The sequence below is a fragment of the Sphaerisporangium sp. NPDC049457 genome (assembly GCF_055586705.1).
Genome location: NZ_JBVJHR010000011.1, coordinates 192231 through 209157 on the forward strand (window position 1 = coordinate 192231; position 16927 = coordinate 209157).

Genomic DNA, 16927 nt, shown 5'->3' on the forward strand with positions numbered 1-16927 from the left:
CCGAATTCATCAGGGCAGCCGTCCGCAAACGCCCCCGTCCCGGCAGGACGACCAGAAGGCGCATTCACCGGCTGAACCGGCCGGTGTACTGGTCTCGCAATCGTCTTCAGGTGCCTCGCGGGAGAGGCGCGGCAGCCAGGAGCTCGTGAAGGTCGGTTACTGAGCGGCGAGTTCGCTGGTCGGAAGGAACGGCGCGGAGTACCACTTTGGCGGTCTCGATCATGTGATGGCCACGGTAGGCGGGGGCGACGGCGTCGATCGTCGCTGCGGCTCGTTGCAGTCCCTGGTCCACACCGCCTTGGGTGACCGTGCAGAGCGCCCCATGGAGTTGGATATTGACCATGTACACGTAATCTTGAGTGGACTCCAGCACCTTTCCGCCGGCGATGGTCGCTGCGGACTCGTTGCCCACTCCGGCGTACACCCAGCTTTCTGCGAAGTGGAGCCCGTCCGGTTTCCAGAAGCCGTACCTGTCGCTTTCGCCCTGCTCGACGGCCCTGCGCAGGGTGTGCAGTGTCTTCAGCGCCTCCTCGTGCCTGCCGAGCATCGACAGAGCCTTCGCCTCGGTGCTCAACAGCTTGAGGTAGGGCTTATCGGTGAGTCGCTGGGCACTGCGCGTCATACGCAATATCGTCTCGGGGTCGCGTTGACCGTAGAGGCCGTGGCCGGTCTCCTCGGCGCGGACCAGTAGCCGGAGTTCCAGGTCTCCGGAGGCGTCGGCGGCCTGTCGTGAGCTGAACCACCAGCGGACGGCCGCGCCGTGGTCGCCGAGCCGGGTCAGGGCGTTGGCGTGGAGCGACGAGAGCATGGCGGTGACGCGCTGGAGTTCGGTCACCTCGGCTGGAGTCGACGTCTGGAGCTGGCGCCGGACCGCCATCAGGTCGATGAACAGATCGGCGGTGACCTGGGCGGGGGGACGGGTGCGCAGGGCCCGCAGGTGGTCGGCGCAGGCCAGTTCCCAGTCTTCGAGCGTTCGGTGCGGGTGGCCGAGGGAGAGGTCGAGGAGTTCGCGGAAGGGTTCGCTGGAGACTCCGAAAGCGCCGAGGGTGCCGAGTCCGGCGAGGAACTGGAGGGCGGCTCGACGTTCCATGTCGTCGTCTCCGTTGCCATATGCGGGGTTTTCCAGATGTCTACCCGCGTGCCGCCGGGCTGATTCGGTGGCGGTCTTGAATTCGACCAGCACGTCGTACAAGGCGGTGAGAATGCCGTGCGCGCCGTACACCTCGTCCAGGCGCTGGATCATGTCCGCCGGGGGAGTGCGTTCGCCGCGTTCCCATTTCGCCAGGTTGGAGAAGTCTGTGTACATCAGCTCCCCCGCACGGCGGAGCCCGAGATTGGGCCTGCTCTCCCGCAGGCGCCGCATGACGGCGCCGTACAGCTGCCACATCGATGCATACGGGCCGATCGATTCCGTGCTCATGGCGTCCCCTCGCACCCACACCCAAGCGCGGCACGTCCATACCGCACGGCGGACCTTCCATCACCTTTGATCACCGTCAATGATGTCATCGCTACATAGCGTTGCGGGCGGGAATTCGCGACGTTCAGGGCCGAGTTGAGGGACGCGAATCAAATGGTTCTCCCCCGCCAGGTTCCAGTTGCCAGATTGATCTCGCCGGTGCCCTGAAGGCCTCCGACAAAAGGGGTGGACTCGACCTGGTCGGCGGTCGATGTCGGCGCGAGGCCGCTTGGTGGCGGGACGCCGTCAGCCGCGCGATCGCATGCGATTAACCCGGTGATGTCGACGATCGTTCCCGGGATACTGGGCGCTCATGGATGAGGTTGAATTGCTCGTCGCCCATTCCGAGCGTGCGACCCTGCGGGTCGGCGACGTGTTCCTGAAGGTGGACGCCGATCAGACGCGCCTCGACGTGGAGGTCGAGGCGATAGCCCTGGCGCCGGTCCCGACCCCGAAGATCCTGTGGCACAAGCCGCCGGTGCTCGCGATCGCCGCGGTCCCGGGGACGGCGCTCGGCCGTCTCGGCGAGCCGTCGACCGCGTCCCCTGCGGCGTGGGCCGCGGCGGGCGCCGCCGTCCGGAGGTTGCACGACGCGCCGTCGCCACCCCGGCCCGGCCGAGCCGGCCGGCCCGTCGATGAGCTGACGGCGGAACTCGACGGCGAGTGCGAGTGGCTCGTGACGAACGGCGTCCTGCCCGCCGGCCTGGTCACCCGCAACCGCCGGCTCGCCGAGGCCGCGCTGCGGCCCTGGAGTCCGGCGTTCACCCACGGCGACCTGCAGATCGCTCACGTGTTCGTCGACGGCGACGAGGTCACGGGCATCATCGACTGGTCCGAGGCCGGCCAAGGTGATGCCCTGTTCGACCTGGCCACCTTGACGCTCGGACACGAGAAGCATCTCGGCGACGTCCTCGCCGGCTATGGCGCCGACGTCGACCTCGACGTGATCCACGCGTGGTGGTCGTTACGAAGCCTGCTGGTGGTGCGCTGGCTGATCGAACACGGCTTCGACCCGTTCGCGCCAGGCTGTGAGGTCGACGTCCTGAAATCCCGCCTGTGAGGCCACGCGGCGTGTGGGAGAGGAAGCCTAGAGCGGGCGCGCTGGGGTCCTCGCCTGCGCCTCGTCCTGCTCGGCGAGGAGCTTTCTGGCGCCCTCCTCGATCGCGGCAGGGGAGATGCCCGCTTCGTGCAGTTCCCGCTCCAGGTCGTCCCAATTCGCCGGCGTCCGCTTCGGCAAGTTCGCTCCTCCTCTGATGGCTGGGCCGATCATTCCATCACCTGGAGGCCCATCGAGCGGGCGGTGCCGGTGATGATCTTTTCGGCTTGGTCCAGGTCGGTGGTGTTGAGGTCGGGGAGCTTGGTGCGGGCCACGTCGCGGAGCTGGGCGCGGGTGATGGTGGCCGCGGTCTGGTGCCCGGGACGCGGGCTGCCGCCGTCCAGGCCGGCGGCCCTGCGCAGGAGCGAGGCGGTGGTGGGCATCTTGGTGACGAGGTCGAACGATCTGTCGTCGTAGATCGTGACCTCTGCAGGGACCACGAAACCGCGCTGGGTCTCCGTGGCGGCGTTGTACCGCCGGCAGAAGTCCATGAGGTTGATCCCCAGCGGGCCCAGGTCCTTGCCGACGGTCGCGGGGCCGGCCTCACCGGCTCTGAGCTGTATCTTCACCACTTTGGTGATCTTGTTCTTCGCCATGCCGCAAACGGTAAAGTGTCCAGTCACTGGAGACTCAAACGGATTTGACGTCCACGTACGCGAACGGAGCCGAGCCATGGCGCCACGACCCGACGGGTACACGATCGGGCAGCTCGCCAGGCTGTCCGGCCTGCCGGTGAAGACCATCCGGTTCTACTCCGACGTGGGGGTCCTGCCCGAGCGTGACCGCACGCCGGCCGGCTACCGCCTGTACGGGGAGGAGGACCTGGCCAGGCTCGAACTCATCCGCACTCTGCGCGAGGTCGGAGTGGACCTTGCGACGATCCGGAACCTGGGCGAGCGCGATCTGCGGCAGGTGCTCGCCCTCCAGCTTCGCACCGTGGAGACCCAGCTCAAGGGGCTGCAGCGCACCCGCGCCGTGCTGCGGGCCACCCTTGAGCGCGGTGACCCCTCAGAGACCGACCTGCGCAGGCTCAACACGCTCGGCCGCCTCGGAGCCGCCGAGCGTGAGGCGCTGATCGACGCCTTCGTCGCCGAGGTCGGCGGCGGCAACCGGGCACGCGAGCAGTGGCTCACCGGGCTGCGCGAGGCCATGGTGCCCGACCTGCCTGCCGAGCCCACCACCGAGCAGCTCGACGCGTGGCTCGAACTGATCGAACTGCTCTCCGACGAGGACTACCGGGCCGTCCTGCGACGGGACGACACGGGCTTCTGGGACCGGCGCGACCAGGCCGGGGACGCGAACTTCAGCGGCTGGCACAAGGCCAACGACGAGATCGCCGAGATGGTGCTCGCCGCCGTCGACCGGGGCGTCGAGCCCGAGTCCGACGCGGCCGGGCCGGTCCTCGACCGGGTCGTCGCCCTGCTGGGAGAGATGTACGGCGCGGCGGACGACGGCCCGGAGTTCAGGCGTGCGCTCTCGCGCGCGTACGAGGAGCACGACCCGCGCGCCGTCCGCCACTGGGAACTGGTCGCCAAGATCGAGGACGCCCCCTGGCCGCACCCGCAGACCACCGCCCACACCTGGATAGCCCAAGCTCTGAACAGCCATCCCGCCCCCCACACCGCCCACTGAGTAGGGGTGGTGCCGGCGCCCTCGTGCGGAGGGCGGTGGGGCCGTGCTCGCGCGGCGGGGCGGTGGAACCGTGCCCTCACGGAACGATGGGGCCGTGCGCGTGGGGCGGCGGGGAAGGTGGGGTGTCAGCTCAGGAAGGGGGAGATGGCGATCCAGCCGGGGTCCTCTTCGACCTCGACGCTGGAGCGGCCGTCCTTCCAGGTGCCGGCCAGCTTGTCGACCTGGGCCGGAGCGCCGGCGGCCGGGTCGGCGTAGACGTGCAGCACGCGAGCCCCCTCGGCGCTCACGTGCACGGTGAGCAGGGCGCCGTCGCCGAGCCGGTCGAGCAGGGCGGCCAGCCGCTCTTCGAACTCGCGGAGCGCCGAGGCGGACCCGCCGTCCGGCAGGCCGTCCTCGTCGGACTCGGTGTACGGCAGCGTGATGGCGATGTGCTGATCGAGCAAAGGGTGGTCGACCGGGCGCAGGGGGTGGCGGGCGGCGGCGACGAGGCGCGCCCCGCCGGCCGTGCGGCCCTCCAGCAGGGCCCACTGCTCCTGCCCGTACTCAGAGGCCAGGTCGGCCACCACGGCGGGCAGGTGGACGGCGGCCACGGCGTCGATGGGCTGGAAGGTGGCGGCGGTGATGTCGCCCACCCAGCGGGCCACCTCGTCCTCGCCGAGCAGCCGGTCGAGGGCGAGGAGGGTGGCCTCCATGCGCGTCTCGTCGTCGAGATCAGGAAAGATCGGGTGATAGGCGGCGACGTCGATGCGCGGCGTGCCGTTGGGCACCCGAAGGCCGAGCACCAGCTCGCCCAGGGCGAGCTCTCGTCCCGCGACCTCCAGCTTGAGCTCGGCCGCGTCGGAGCGGGCGGGCCGGGACGGGAGGAACTCCCACAGGGCGTCCGCCGGCGGCGCCGCGGCCGCCCAGCGATGGGCCAGCGGACGCAGCTCGGGATCGCCGCCCGAGGAGACGATCAGCGCGTGCAGCGCCGCCCGCCCGGGAGTGATCTCCCAGGTCAGCTCGGGGCTCAGGGCCGCGACCACGGGGGCGATCTCTGCGGCGAGCCCTTCGGAGTCACCGGCCTGCACCAGGGCCTCGACCTTCGGCCGGGAACTCGACCACCACGCCCAGAAGCCGGCGATCGCGTCGGCAGGCCGACTCGGCTCGCTCTTCCGTCCGAACAGTCCCATGGCCCTGGATCCTCCCAGGTGTCCGCCGTGAACGCGAACGTGAGCCGGAGTCTGGGAGCCGGGGGACACGGGCGGGCGGGTAGTCTCGGGGGTGTTATGAGTCTTCGTGTGCTTGCCGCCATGTCCGGCGGCGTCGACTCCGCGGTGGCGGCCGCCCGCATCGCCGAGGCCGGCCATGACGTGACGGGCGTCCACCTGGCTCTTTCCGCGAACCCGCAGTCGTACCGCACCGGCGCGCGAGGCTGCTGCACGCTGGAGGACGCCCGGGACGCACGGCGCGCCGCCGACGTGATCGGCATCCCCTTCTACGTCTGGGACATGGCCGAGCGGTTCCATCGCGACGTCGTCGAAGACTTCGTCAGCGAGTACGCCGCCGGCCGCACGCCCAACCCGTGCCTGCGCTGCAACGAGAAGATCAAGTTCGAGGCCGTCCTCGACCGCGCGCTCGCGCTCGGGTTCGACGCGGTGGCGACCGGCCACCACGCCCGCCTGGAGGACGGCGTGCTGCGCCGCAGCGTGGACTCCGGCAAGGACCAGTCGTACGTCCTCGGCGTCCTGACCCGCGAGCAGCTCTCGCACGCGATCTTCCCGCTCGGCGGCTCCACGAAGGCCGAGGTCCGCGAGGAGGCCGCCGCCCGCGGCCTCGCGGTCGCCGACAAGCCCGACAGCCATGACATCTGCTTCATCGCCGACGGCGACACCCGCGGGTTCCTGGCCGAGCGGCTCGGCGCGGAGGAGGGCCCGATCGTCGACGAGTCCGGCGCCGTCCTCGGCTCCCACGGCGGCGCGTACGGCTTCACGATCGGCCAGCGCAAGGGCCTGCACCTCGACCGCCCGACGCCCGACGGCCGCCCGCGGTACGTCCTGTCGATCGAGCCCGTGTCGAACACGGTGACGGTCGGCCCCCGTTCGTCCTTGGCGGTCGGCTCGATCGTGGCCGAGCGCCCGGTCTGGAACGGCCCGGTCGCCGAGCCGTACGAGCCGCTGACCTGCCAGGTGCAGCTTCGCGCGCACGGCGAGGTGTACGGCTGCCGCGCCCAGCTCTCCGGCGAGGTGCTGCACATCGAGCTCGACACCCCGGCGACCGGCGTGGCGGCGGGCCAGGCGGCCGTGCTCTACAACGGCGACGCCGTCCTGGGGTCCGCCACCATCGCCTCGTCCTCCTGAGCTCGCTCCCTGAGCTCGTCTCCGGAGTTCTGCCGAGGAGGCCGGATCAGTCGGTCAGCTCGACGCTCTCACCTGTCGCCAGGCGCCGGAAGTCGGCGTTCTGCGCCTTGGCCCGGCGGGCGAGGGTGTTGTCGACGAGCATGAGCCCGATGTCGTTGTACAGGCCGTCGTGGATGGAGTACGCGCGCCGCGGCGCCACCTCCCGCAGGTAGTCGACCATCTCGAGGGCCTTCAGCCACGGGCCGCTGGTCGGCGTGAGCAGGGTGCCGACGGGACGGCCGGGCAGGGTGAACGCGTCCCCGGGGTGGAAGACCTCGTCGTCGACGAGGAAGCCGATGTTCTGCACGACGGGTACGTCGAAGCCGATGCGCGCGTGCTCGCGGCCGGCGACCCCCACCTCGAAGCCCGCGGCCGTGAAGGAGTCGCCCTCCCCGACGACGTTCACCTTGGCGCTCAGCCCTTCGAGCTGCCGGGCCGCCGCGGCGCACGTCCAGATCTGGACGTCCGGGCGCAGGGCCGCCAGGCGCTTGGCGTCCAGGTGGTCGAAGTGCTCATGCGTGATGAGCACGGCGTCGGCTCCGTCGAGCGCCGACTCCTCGGTGAGGCCACCGGGGTCGATGACGAGAGTGGCGCCGTCCTTCTCCAGGCGGACGCACGCGTGACCGTGCTTGGTTAGCTTCATCTCTCCATCATGAACCTCCGAGATCGCGACCCTGGAACGGCGGCCCCGCTTCCGGCCCGGGTCCGCCGTCTGGTGCCGCCGCCGGGCCTGGGATAGCCCGGCGGTCCTAAGCTTGCGCGGTGTGAGCGAGTTTCCGTGGGAAGCGGCGAGTGCGACGGGCGTCGGGTCCCATCCCGGCGAAGACCACTTCGAGGCGCTGCGCATGGTGTTCGGCGAGCTGCCCGAGCTGCCGTACCTGCCCGAGCTGCCCGGCCGGGGCGTGGGCGCCGACATGGTCGGGCGCACGGCGTCGCTGCTGGTCGACATGCCGGTCGAGGTGCAGCCGTCCGGGTGGCGCTTCACCGATCGTCCGGGCCGTGACGTCCGCCGCGCCATGGACCACCTGACCCGCGACCTGGACGCGCTGGAGGAGGTCGCCCAGGGGTACGAGGGACGGCTGAAGATCCAGGTGTGCGGGCCGTGGACGCTCGCCGCCGCCGTGGAACTGCGCCACGGGGACAAGACCCTCGCCGACCCCGGGGCCGTGCGCGACCTGTCGGAGTCGCTGGCGGAGGGCCTGGCCGCCCATCTCGCGGCCGTGCGCACGCGCGTCCCGGGCGCGGAGGTGCTGGTGCAGGTCGACGAGCCCGGCCTGCCGGGCGTGCTGGCGGGCACCGTGCCGACGGCCTCCGGGTTCGGGCGGCTGGCCGCCGTCGAGGGGCCGATCGCCGCCGACCGGCTGGGCGCCGTGCTGCCCGCCGAGACCTTCACGATCGTGCACTGCTGCGCGCCCGAGGTGCCGTTCGATGTGCTGCGCACCGCGGGCGCCCGGGGCATCTCGCTGGACGCGGGCCTGCTGCGGCGCCGGGACGAGGATCGCATCGGCGAGGCCATCGAGGCGGGCACGGCGCTGTTCATGGGGGTGGTCCCGGGCACGGACTCCCGGCTTCCGGACGTCGGCGTCGTCGCCAAGCCGGCGCTCGAACTGTGGGGGCGGCTCGGGTTCCCCCCTTCCGGGCTGGCCGAGCAGGTCGTCCTCACCCCGGCGTGCGGCCTCGCCGGAGCCTCTCCCCGATACGCCCGCGCCGCGCTGGCCCGCTGCCGCGAGGCGGCCCGCGTCCTGCGCGAGGACCCCGAGGACGAACCCCGCTGACGCCCGGCGAAGGCGTCCGAGCCCCGGGCGGCTGACGGCCCGCCGGTCCCGTGGGATGGACGGCGGCCAGGGGCATGAGAGACCCCTAGCAGGCCGGGGAGAAGCGTCCTTTTCGTGGGGAAATGTCGGTGGTGGATGGCATGGTGGTGGTAACGATTCCCCAGGTAGGGCGTCTATGCGGGGGCGGGAGTACTCCTCGTAGCCCGTAGCGTTCTCCATGGGGCCGAACGACGAGGGGAGACGGCATGGCTGCCGAGGTGGAGGGCGTGCCGGTGGGCGCACTGGAGCGCCACGCCGAGCTGGCCGAGCTGGCCGAGGAGGCCAACTGGCGCTACTACGTGCTCGACACGCCGACCGTGAGCGACGGCGAGTACGACGCGTGGATGCGCGAGCTGCGCGAGCTTGAGGAGGCGCATCCCTCTCTGCGCACGCCCGACTCCCCGACGCAGAAGGTCGGCGCGCCGATCTCCGCCGACTTCGCCCCCGTCCAGCACCTGCGGCGGCTGGAAAGCCTCGACAACGCCTTCAACGACGCCGACCTGGCGGGCTGGCAGGCCAGGGCCGAGCGGCTGCTGGAGGCCGACCCCGGCCCCTACCTGTGCGAACTGAAGATCGACGGCCTGGCGATCGCCCTGGTGTACGAGAAGGGCCGGCTGGTCCGGGGGGCGACGCGCGGCGACGGCCGCGTGGGCGACGACGTCACCGCCAACGTCCGGACGATCAAGAACATCCCGCACCGCCTCACCGGCGACGGCATCCCCGACCGGCTGGAGGTGCGCGGAGAGGTGTTCTTGCCGGTCGAGGGGTTCGAGAAGCTCAACGAGCAGCTCGTCGAGGCCGGCAAGCCGCCGTTCGCCAACCCGCGCAACTCCGCCGCGGGGTCGCTGCGGCAGAAGGACCCGCGCGTCACCGCCCAGCGCGCCCTGGCGATGATCTGCCACGGCGTCGGCGTCTGGGAGGGCGGCGCGCCGCCGCCGCCGACCCAGTCGGGGGTGTACGAGCGGCTCAGGGAGTTCGGGCTGCCGGTCAGCGGCATGTACAAGGTCGTCGACGGCCTCACCGAGATCTCCGAGTTCATCGAGTACTACCGGCAGCACCGCCACGACCCCGAGTACGAGATCGACGGCGTCGTGGTCAAGGTCGACCGCATCGAGTCGCAGCGGCAGCTCGGCTCCACCTCCCGCGCCCCCAGGTGGGCCATCGCCTTCAAGTACCCGCCCGAGGAGGTCAACACCAAGCTGCTGGACATCCAGGTCGGCGTCGGCCGCACGGGACGGGTGACGCCGTACGGGGTGATGAAGCCGGTCGTCGTGGCCGGGTCCACCGTCGAGCGGGCGACTCTGCACAACGCCTCGGAGGTCGTGCGCAAGGGCGTGCTCATCGGCGACACCGTGGTGCTGCGCAAGGCCGGCGACGTCATCCCCGAGATCGTCGGCCCGGTGACGGCGCTGCGCGACGGCAGTGAGCGCGAGTTCGTCATGCCGACCCACTGCCCCGAATGCGGCACCGAGCTGCGGCGCATGCGAGAGGCGGACGTCGACATCCGCTGCCCGAACGCCAGGTCCTGCCCGGCGCAGCTGCGTGAGCGCATCTTCTTCGCCGCCGGGCGCGGGGCGTTCGACATCGAGGGCCTGGGGTACGTCGCCGCGACCGCGCTGACCGCGCCGCTGCCGCCGCAGGAGCCGCCGGTGCGCACCGAGGCCGACCTGTTCGACCTCACCATCGAGCGCCTGCTGCCGATCAAGTCGGTCGTCCGCGACCAGGACACCGGCCTGCCCAAGACCGACCCTGAGACCGGCGAGCCGAAGATCGTCACGTTCTTCGCGAACATGAACGGCGAGCCGAGCAAGAACGCCGAGCACATGATGGAGGAGCTCGAGCGGGCAAAGTCGCAGCCGCTGTGGCGGGTGCTGGTCGCCCTGTCGATCCGGCACGTCGGCCCGACGGCGGCGCAGGCGCTGGCCACGGCGTTCCTGTCCCTGGACCGCGTCTTCGGCGCCTCGGAGGAGGAACTGGCCGCCGTCGAGGGGGTCGGGCCGACGATCGCCGCCTCCATCCGCGAGTGGTACGCGGAGGACTGGCACCGCGAGATCGTCGACCGCTGGAAGGCGGCGGGCGTCCGCATGGAGGACGAACCCCCGGCCGTGGAGGGCCCGCAGACCCTCGCCGGGCTCACCCTGGTCGTCACCGGCACGCTTGCCGCGTACACCAGGGACGAGGCGGGCGAGGCCATCCAGGCGCGCGGCGGCAAGGTGACCAGCTCGGTCTCCAAGAAGACCGACTTCCTGGTCGCCGGAGAGAACGCCGGCTCCAAATATGACAAGGCTCTCAAGCTGGGCGTCCAGATCTTGGACGAGACGGCCTTCCGCACGCTCCTCGACGAGGGCCCCGACGCCGTCAGGCCCCCGGCCACGGCCGGCGAGGAGGAAGCGTCGGCCGGAGCCCCGGCAGAGCCCCCCGCCGTGACGGAAGCCGAGCCCCTCGCCGCGCGCGCCGCGGAGCCCTCTGCTGCGCCCGACGCGGAGCCCTCTGTTGCGGCCGCCGCGGAGCCCTCCGCCTAGCCGGCGCGGACTCCTCCGCTGAAGCCGGCGTAGAACCCTCCGTCTTGCCGGCGTAGAACAACCCTCTGCTGTAGTCGGCGCGGAGCCCTCTGCCGTGGCCGGCGCGGAGCAGCCTGCCGGAGTTTCCGCTGGTCGCAGCGGCGGCGATCAGCGCCTCATGGTGGCGTCGATGCTGGAGGATGGCTCCTAGAACAATATTTCTTCAAGTTTCAGTCATCCGGCAGCCGTGCTCGACACGAAGCAGAACTACCCTATGTCGGAAATAACCGGTGACGGAACGTGCCCAACCGGTTTCGCGAAGTGGCCCAGAGGTCGTACCCTCCCATAGTGACCTCTTGGGGGTTTACTTGCTTATGACGGATCCATCCGACACACGGGACACACCGCCGCGTCCCTTCTCCCCTCTGTGGGCCTTCCTGACGGGGGGCGTCGCCACGGGGCTCGCGGCGCTGGTCGCCGCCGAGATCAGGCTCGGTCTCGGCGACCTCGTCGACCTGGCGCGCACCCCGCTGTTCTGGGTGCTCATCGTGCTCGTGGTGCTCGGAGAGCTCCGGCCGATCATCGTCTCCACCACGCGCATGGCCGGAGGCACGGCGACCTCGACGCTGTTCACCTTCGCCGTCCTGCTCTATTACGGGCTGTCGGTGGCCGTGCTGATCCACGCCCTCGCCCTGGTCGTCAGCGGCCTGCTCCACCGCAGGGCCTGGCATCGGGTGCTGTTCAACGTCTCCCAGGTGACCCTGGCGACGACGGCGGCGGCCGTGGTGCTCGCCGCGTTCGGCCACCATCCCCACCCGGCCGCGCCATGGGTGCCGGAGGGCACCGACATCACGGCCGTCGCCCTCGCGGCGGTGGCGTACTTCGCGGTGCGCGCCACCATGGTGTGCTCGGCGGTGGCCCTGCACGAACGCCGTTCCCTGCTGCGCGTCATCCGCACGAGCATCGGGCACCAGAGTCTTGTCTACGCCGCGCTCCTCGGCCTGGCCCCGCTCGTGGTCGTCGTCATGAGCCGCTCGCCCGCGCTCGTCCCGCTGTTCGTCGCGCCGCTCGCGACCCTGTACTTCACCGCCTCACTGTCGCTGCGCCGCGACCACCAGGCCATGCACGACGGGCTGACGGCCCTGCCCAACCGCAAGCTGCTGATCCTGCGTACTGAGGAGGCGCTGGCCGAGGCCCGCGAGGACGTCCGGGTCGGCCTGCTGCTGCTCGACCTCGACCGGTTCAAGGAGGTCAACGACACCCTCGGGCACCCGGTGGGCGACCGGCTGCTGCAGATCGTCGCGCACCGCCTCACCCACAGCGTCCGGCCGGGCGACGTCGTGGCGCGGCTCGGCGGGGACGAGTTCGCCGTGCTCCTGCCGACGGTCCGCGACGCGGCGGCCGCGCGGGAGGTCGCCGCGCGGCTGCGGGTGGCGCTCACCGAGCCGGTCCGGCTGGAGGGCATGACCTTCGACCTGGACGCCTCGGTCGGCATCGCGCTCTATCCCGACCACGCGCCCGACTTCGAGCTGCTCCTCCAGCGGTCCGACGTCGCGATGTACTTCGCCAAGGAGGGCCGCACCGGCGTGGAGGTGTACCTCGCCGAAAAGGACCGCAACTCGCCCGAGCGGCTGAACCTCCTCGGCGACCTGCGGCGCGCCATCGGCGGCGGCGAGCTGGAGCTGCACTACCAGCCCAAGATGGGCCTTTCCTCCGGCATGGTCGAGGGCGTCGAGGCGCTGCTGCGATGGTGGCACCCCGAACGCGGCCCGGTCCCGCCGGACGACTTCATCCCGCTGGCCGAGCAGTCGTACCTGATGCGCCAGATCACCCAGTACGTGATCGACACCGCGCTGGAGCAGGCGGCCCGCTGGTGGCACTCCGGCATCCAGGTGCCCGTGTCGGTCAACGTGTCGGCCCGCGACCTGCTCGACCCGAGCCTGCCCGATCTGATCGAGGCGGGGCTGCACCGCCTGCGGCTGCCCGCGTGCGCGATCCAGCTGGAGGTCACCGAACGCATCCTGATGACCGACCAGGCCTACACCGCCGATTCGGTCCACGCCCTGGTGAAGCTCGGCGTCCCGCTGGCGCTGGACGACTTCGGCACCGGCTACTCCTCGCTGGTCCGCCTCCAGCGGCTGCCGGTGTGCGAGGTGAAGATCGACGGCTCGTTCGTGCAACGGCTGGGCAAGACGGTCGACGACGAGCGCATCGTCCGCTCGATCGTCGACCTGGTGCGCTCTCTCGGGCTGCGGTCGGTGGCCGAGGGCGTGGAGAACGACGAGGTGGCCGAGCGCCTGCGCGAGATGGGCTGCGACGCCGGCCAGGGGTGGCGGTTCGCCGAGCCCATGCCCGCGCGGGAGGCGAGCGTCTGGCTTCGCGAGCGGCTGGGCGCGCCGCCCTACGACCGCCGCGAGTCACACGAGGTCACGGCCCTGTAGTGGCCGTACGGCCGCCGGTGGGGGATCATCGGCGGTCATGGCCGCGAGAACCATGGTTAATGGTTCGGCCACGTTCGGTCACGCGCCCTAGGATGACACTGTCCGATTGCCATCCATGAAACGGGTTAACGACTCATGTCCGCCATAACCCGCGACGAGGTCGCCCACCTCGCCCGGCTGTCCCGGCTGGCGCTGTCCGATGACGAGCTCGACCACTACGCCACCCAGCTCGACGACATCATCGGCGCGGTCGCCCGCGTCGCCGAGGTCGCGACCGAGGACATCCCGCCGTCGTCGCACGCGTTGCCGCTCACGAACGTCTACCGTCCCGACGAGGTGCGCCGGTGCCTGACCCCCGAGGAGGCCCTCGCGGCCGCCCCGGCGGTCGAGGACGACCGCTTCCGCGTCCCGCGCATCCTCGGGGAGGAGGCATGAGCCTGATCCACAAGACCGCCGCCGAGCTGGGCGCCCTGATCGCCTCAGGCGAGGTCTCGGCCGTCGAGGTCGCGCAGGCCCACCTCGACCGCATCGCCGAGGTCGACCCGCGGGTCAACGCGTTCCTGCACGTGGCGACCGAGTCGGCGCTGGCGCAGGCCCGTTCGGTGGACGAACGGCGCGCCGCCGGCGAGCACCTCGGCCCGCTCGCGGGCGTGCCGATCGCGCACAAGGACGTCTTCACCACCAAGGACATGCCGACCACGGCCGGGTCCAAGATCCTCGAAGGCTACCGCCCGCCCTACGACGCGACGGTCACCGCGCGGCTGCGCGAGGCCGGCCTGGTCATCCTCGGCAAGACCAACCTGGACGAGTTCGCGATGGGCTCCTCCACCGAGAACTCCGCCTACGGCCCGACGCGCAACCCGTGGGATCTCGACCGCATCCCCGGCGGCTCCTCGGGCGGCTCCAGCGCGGCCGTCGCCTCCTACCAGGCGCCGCTGTCCACCGGCACCGACACCGGCGGCTCGATCCGCCAGCCCGCGGCCGTCACCGGCATCGTCGGGATGAAGCCGACCTACGGCGGCTCCTCGCGGTACGGGCTCATCGCCTTCGCGTCCTCGCTCGACACGCCCGGCCCGTTCGCGCGCAACGTGCTCGACGCGGCGCTGCTGCACGAGGCGTTCTCCGGCCACGACAGCATGGACTCCACCTCCATCCACGAGGAGGTGCCGCCGGTCGTCGAGGCCGCCCGCCGCGGCGACGTCGCCGGCCTGCGCGTCGGCGTGGTGAAGGAGTTCGGCGGCGAGGGCTACCAGCCCGGCGTGCTCGCCCGCTTCCGTGAGGCCGTCGACCTGCTGGAGTCCCTGGGCGCAAAGGTCGTCGAGGTCTCGTGCCCGAGCTTCGCCTACGCCCTGCCCGCCTACTACCTGATCGCCCCCTCCGAGTGCTCGTCCAACCTCGCCAGGTTCGACGGCATGCGCTACGGGCTGCGGGTCGGCGACGACGGCACGCACAGCGCCGAGGAGGTCATGGCGCTCACCCGCGCCGCCGGGTTCGGGCCCGAGGTCAAGCGGCGCATCATGCTCGGCACCTACGCGCTGTCCAGCGGGTACTACGACGCCTACTACGGCTCGGCGCAGAAGGTCCGCACGCTCATCGCCCGCGACTTCGAGGCGGCCTTCCACCAGGTGGACGTCCTGGTCTCGCCGACCACGCCCACCACGGCGTTCCCGATCGGCGAGCGCGCCGACGACCCGATGGCGATGTACCTCGCCGACCTGTGCACGATCCCGGCCAACCTGTCGGGCAACGCCGCCATCTCGGTGCCGTGCGGCCTGGCCGACGAGGACGGCCTGCCGGTCGGCCTTCAGATCATGGCGCCCGTGCTCGGTGACGACCGCTGCTACCGGGTGGGCGCCGCCGTCGAGAAGGCCTTTGAGGACCGCTGGGGCGGCCCGCTGCTGAAGGAGGCTCCGTCCCTGTGACCACCACCCACTCCGTGATGCCGTACGACGAGGCGCTCGAGCGCTTCGAGCCGGTGCTGGGCCTTGAGACCCACGTTGAGCTGGGCACCGCGTCCAAGATGTTCTGCGGGTGCTCCACCACCTTCGGCGCCCCGCCGAACACCCACGTCTGCCCGGTGTGCCTGGCGCTGCCCGGCGCGCTTCCCGTGGCCAACGACAAGGCGATCGAGTCGACGATCCGCATCGGCCTCGCGCTGAACTGCTCGATCGCCGAGTGGTGCCGCTTCGCCCGGAAGAACTACTTCTATCCGGACATGCCGAAGAACTACCAGATCAGCCAGTACGACGAGCCGCTGTGCAGCAACGGCTACCTCGACGTCGAGGTGGGCGGCGAGACCGTCCGCATCGAGATCGAGCGGGTCCACCTTGAGGAGGACACCGGCAAGTCCACGCACGTGGGCGGCGCGACCGGCCGCATTCACGGCGCCGACTACTCGATCGTCGACTACAACCGCGCCGGCATCCCGCTGGTCGAGATCGTCACCAAGCCGATCCCGGGCACCGACCGGCTCGCGCCCGAGGTCGCCCGCGCGTACGTCACCGAGCTGCGCGAGCTGATGCGCACGCTGGGGGTGTCCGACGTCCGCATGGAGGAGGGCTCCCTGCGGTGCGACGTCAACGTCTCGCTGATGCCGCGCGGGTCGAGCGAGTGGGGCACCCGCACCGAGACCAAGAACGTCAACTCGCTGCGCAGCGTCGAGCGGGCGGTGCGCGGCGAGATCGAGCGGCAGGCGGCGATCCTCGCCGACGGCGGCAAGATCACCCAGGAGACCCGGCACTTCCACGAGGACACCGGCGCCACCACCTCGGGCCGGTCCAAGGAAGAGGCGCAGGACTACCGCTACTTCCCCGAGCCCGACCTGCTGCCCATCGCGCCGAGCCCCGAGTGGATCGCCGAGTTGCGCGCCGAGCTGCCCGAGCTGCCGACCGCGCGGCGCAGGCGGCTCCAGGCCGAGTGGGGCGTCTCCGACCTCGACATGGCGGCGATGCACAACGCCGACGCCATCGACCTGGTCGAGGCGACCGTCCGGGCCGGGGTGCCGGCGGCCGACGCGCGCAAGTGGTGGATGGGCGAGCTGGCGCGGCGCGCCAACGAGTCCGGCACGCCGCTCGCCGAGCTGCCGATCACGCCGGAGCAGATCGCCCGGGTGGTCGAGCTGGTGGCCTCCGGCGCGCTGAACGACAAGCTGGCCCGCCAGGTGCTTGAGGGGGTGCTCGCGGGCGAGGGCTCCCCGGACGAGGTGGTCGAGGCCCGGGGCCTGCGCATCGTCAGCGACGAGGGCGAGCTGTCCTCGATCATCGACCAGGTGCTGTCGGCGAACGCCGACGCGGCCGACAAGGTGCGCTCCGGCAAGATCGCCGCGGTGGGCGCGCTGGTCGGCGGCGTGATGAAGGCCAGCCGCGGCAAGGCGGACGCCGGACGTGCCCGCGAGCTGATCCTGGAGAAGCTCGGGGTCTCCGAATAGGCCGGTCCTGACCAAGGGGCGGGCGGCCGGCGCGCACGCCGGCCGCCTCTCTGCCCACGCTGCCGCCCGCCTCCGTACTTAGTACGCCTTTCACCGGTTGATTCTCCGTACCTGGGACTGGATTCATCCGCCGATGTTGCAGAATTTGTGACTGGAGTTGGTTTAGGGTGATGCGGGGGATT

14 protein-coding genes are annotated in these 16927 nt (G+C 71.1%); 9 read left to right on the plus strand and 5 right to left on the minus strand.

Features of this window, described 5'->3' with window-relative positions; genetic code table 11:
• Positions 1–106: 106 nt before the first annotated feature.
• A complete protein-coding gene (locus tag ACZ6QO_RS18990) occupies positions 107–1420 on the minus strand; it encodes a helix-turn-helix domain-containing protein (protein ID WP_465852274.1) in 1314 nt (437 codons plus the stop codon).
• 352 nt (positions 1421–1772) lie between these two features.
• Between ACZ6QO_RS18990 and ACZ6QO_RS18995 the strand changes: the two genes are divergently transcribed.
• Positions 1773–2519, plus strand: coding sequence for a phosphotransferase family protein (locus ACZ6QO_RS18995; RefSeq protein ID WP_465852276.1), 747 nt, complete (start codon positions 1773–1775; stop codon positions 2517–2519).
• Between the two features lie 27 nt (positions 2520–2546).
• Here the strand turns inward: ACZ6QO_RS18995 and ACZ6QO_RS19000 are convergent, their stop codons facing one another.
• Positions 2547–2696: a hypothetical protein gene (locus ACZ6QO_RS19000; protein WP_465852277.1), complete on the minus strand. Its 150-nt coding sequence runs from the start codon at positions 2694–2696 to the stop codon at positions 2547–2549.
• Between the two features lie 29 nt (positions 2697–2725).
• Positions 2726–3151, minus strand: coding sequence for a 50S ribosomal protein L11 (gene rplK, locus ACZ6QO_RS19005; RefSeq protein ID WP_465852278.1), 426 nt, complete (start codon positions 3149–3151; stop codon positions 2726–2728).
• 76 nt (positions 3152–3227) lie between these two features.
• On the opposite strand from rplK, the gene ACZ6QO_RS19010 reads away from it, so the two are divergent.
• Positions 3228–4187 (plus strand): MerR family transcriptional regulator, encoded by a 960-nt coding sequence (locus ACZ6QO_RS19010; RefSeq protein WP_465852280.1) that lies wholly within the window; start codon positions 3228–3230, stop codon positions 4185–4187.
• 125 nt (positions 4188–4312) lie between these two features.
• Here the strand turns inward: ACZ6QO_RS19010 and ACZ6QO_RS19015 are convergent, their stop codons facing one another.
• On the minus strand, positions 4313–5356 hold the full coding sequence (locus ACZ6QO_RS19015) for a DUF695 domain-containing protein (RefSeq protein ID WP_465852282.1): 1044 nt from the start codon (positions 5354–5356) through the stop codon (positions 4313–4315).
• Positions 5357–5452: 96 nt separating this feature from the next.
• Here ACZ6QO_RS19015 and mnmA point away from each other — a divergent pair, with 96 nt between their 5' ends.
• Positions 5453–6523, plus strand: a complete 1071-nt coding sequence (gene mnmA, locus ACZ6QO_RS19020; protein ID WP_465852284.1) for a tRNA 2-thiouridine(34) synthase MnmA — start codon at positions 5453–5455, stop codon at positions 6521–6523.
• 46 nt (positions 6524–6569) lie between these two features.
• On the opposite strand, the gene ACZ6QO_RS19025 is transcribed toward mnmA, so the two are convergent.
• The gene (locus ACZ6QO_RS19025) at positions 6570–7205 is read right to left on the minus strand and encodes an MBL fold metallo-hydrolase (protein WP_465852286.1); all 636 of its coding nucleotides are present in this window, start codon (positions 7203–7205) and stop codon (positions 6570–6572) included.
• A 121-nt stretch (positions 7206–7326) separates the two neighbouring features.
• Between ACZ6QO_RS19025 and ACZ6QO_RS19030 the strand changes: the two genes are divergently transcribed.
• The 6 genes from ACZ6QO_RS19030 (at position 7327) to gatB (ending at position 16745) form a co-directional block, all read left to right on the plus strand.
• A complete protein-coding gene (locus tag ACZ6QO_RS19030; protein ID WP_465852288.1) occupies positions 7327–8337 on the plus strand; it encodes a methionine synthase in 1011 nt (336 codons plus the stop codon).
• 245 nt (positions 8338–8582) lie between these two features.
• Positions 8583–10898 carry an NAD-dependent DNA ligase LigA gene (ligA, locus tag ACZ6QO_RS19035; protein ID WP_465852290.1) on the plus strand — a complete coding sequence of 772 codons (2316 nt, stop codon included), beginning with the start codon at positions 8583–8585 and terminating at the stop codon, positions 10896–10898.
• Between the two features lie 353 nt (positions 10899–11251).
• On the plus strand, positions 11252–13318 hold the full coding sequence (locus ACZ6QO_RS19040; protein WP_465852292.1) for a putative bifunctional diguanylate cyclase/phosphodiesterase: 2067 nt from the start codon (positions 11252–11254) through the stop codon (positions 13316–13318).
• Positions 13319–13453: 135 nt separating this feature from the next.
• Positions 13454–13753, plus strand: a complete 300-nt coding sequence (gatC, locus tag ACZ6QO_RS19045; protein WP_465852293.1) for an Asp-tRNA(Asn)/Glu-tRNA(Gln) amidotransferase subunit GatC — start codon at positions 13454–13456, stop codon at positions 13751–13753.
• Positions 13750–15240, plus strand: a complete 1491-nt coding sequence (gene gatA, locus ACZ6QO_RS19050) for an Asp-tRNA(Asn)/Glu-tRNA(Gln) amidotransferase subunit GatA (RefSeq protein WP_465852294.1) — start codon at positions 13750–13752, stop codon at positions 15238–15240. The genes gatC and gatA overlap by 4 nt, the downstream gene beginning before the upstream one ends.
• Complete coding sequence (gene gatB, locus ACZ6QO_RS19055) at positions 15237–16745, plus strand: Asp-tRNA(Asn)/Glu-tRNA(Gln) amidotransferase subunit GatB (protein ID WP_465852296.1); 1509 nt, start codon at positions 15237–15239, stop codon at positions 16743–16745. The genes gatA and gatB overlap by 4 nt, the downstream gene beginning before the upstream one ends.
• Positions 16746–16927: the final 182 nt, after the last annotated feature.